Source organism: Pseudaquabacterium inlustre, assembly GCF_038066595.1.
Taxonomy (GTDB): domain Bacteria; phylum Pseudomonadota; class Gammaproteobacteria; order Burkholderiales; family Burkholderiaceae_C; genus Pseudaquabacterium; species Pseudaquabacterium inlustre.
This window is the reverse complement of sequence record NZ_JBBUTH010000017.1, coordinates 1-1,447: the sequence shown is the minus strand read 5'-3', so window position 1 is coordinate 1,447 and position 1,447 is coordinate 1. Positions and strand designations below refer to the sequence as shown.

The following is a 1,447-nucleotide window of genomic DNA, read 5'->3' as shown; positions in this document are numbered from 1 at the left end:
GAGCCTGTCCGAAATTTTGTGTGCGAGGCATAGCATGACCAGCAGGAGCATGTATGCCAAGCAAGACGAGAGCGAAGAACGCGGCGATCGCCGCGAAGTCGGCGGCGCTGCCGAAGATTCCGAAGGAACTGCTTGACCAGTTCGTCAGCGGGCCGATGACTGCCGAGGCGATCCAGGACGCCTCGATGGCGTTCAAGAAGGCTCTGATTGAGCGCGCACTTGGAGGCGAGCTCAGCCACCACCTGGGTTACGCAGCCGGTGGCGAGAAGCCCGCTGCGGCGACCAACCACCGCAACGGCAGCACCGGCAAGACGGTGCTGACCGAGGACGGCCCGGTGCGCATCGAGGTGCCGCGCGACCGCGAAGGCTCCTTCGAGCCGGTGCTGATCCCCAAGCACGAGCGGCGCTTCACGGGGTTCGACGACAAGATCGTGGCCATGTATGCGCGCGGCATGACGGTGCGCGAGATCCAGGCCTTCTTGGCCGAGCACTACGGCACCGAGGTGTCACCCGATTTCATCAGCTCGGTCACCGATGCCGTAATGGCAGAGGTCAGCGCCTGGCAGGCGCGGCCGCTGGAGCCGATGTATCCGGTGGTGTTCTTCGACGCGCTGCGCGTCAAGATCCGCGAGGACGCCGTGGTGCGCAACAAGGCGATCTACCTGGCGCTCGGCATCCTGCCCGACGGCACGCGCGACATCCTGGGGCTGTGGATCGAGAACACCGAGGGCGCGAAATTCTGGATGAAGGTCTTCAACGACCTGAAGACGCGTGGCGTGGCCGACATCCTGATCGCGGTGACCGATGGCCTGAAGGGCATCGGCGAGGCCCTGGGCGCAGTGTTCCCGGCCACCATGCTGCAGACCTGCATCGTGCACCTGATCCGCAACAGCCTGGACTACGCCAGCTGGAAGGATCGCAAGCTGCTGGCCGCAGCCTTGCGCCCGATCTACACAGCGCCCAGTGCCGAGGCGGCCGCACAGGCGTTGGACGACTTCGAACGCAGCGCCTGGGGCCAGCGATACCCCACGGTGACAGCGGCTTGGCGCCGAGCCTGGGACCGGGTGATTCCGTTCTTCACGTTCCCGCCCGATGTGCGCCGGGTGATCTACACCACCAACGCCATCGAGAGCGTGCACAGCCAACTGCGCAAAATCATCAAGACGCGTGGGCACTTCCCCAGCGACGATGCGGCCAGCAAGCTGATCTGGCTAGCACTGAGAAACATCACGGCCGATTGGAGCCGCGCGGCCAGGGAATGGAAGCTGGCGATGAACCAGTTCGCGATACTCTACGAAGAGCGGTTCACGCAGGCCGTGCACGGGGCCGGCCGATGAGGCATTCAGGGGGCGCCTCTGGCGGCCTGGCAGGGGCCCCGATGCAGTGAGGAAATCGGCCCAGGGCCAATTCAGCAACCCGCCTCACACACAGAAATTCGGACACCCCC

2 protein-coding genes are annotated in these 1,447 nt (G+C 65.0%); one reads left to right on the top strand and one right to left on the bottom strand.

The genetic code is table 11. The annotated features are described in order from the left end of the window. Positions 1-196 (bottom strand): hypothetical protein (locus AACH10_RS25315; protein WP_341413341.1); only part of this gene is annotated, 196 nt, incomplete at its 3' end. Here AACH10_RS25315 and AACH10_RS25310 point away from each other — a divergent pair. After that, a complete protein-coding gene (locus tag AACH10_RS25310) occupies positions 108-1,337 on the top strand; it encodes an IS256 family transposase (protein WP_341413340.1) in 1,230 nt (409 codons plus the stop codon). The genes AACH10_RS25315 and AACH10_RS25310 overlap by 89 nt on opposite strands. The last annotated feature ends 110 nt before the right edge of the window (positions 1,338-1,447 follow it).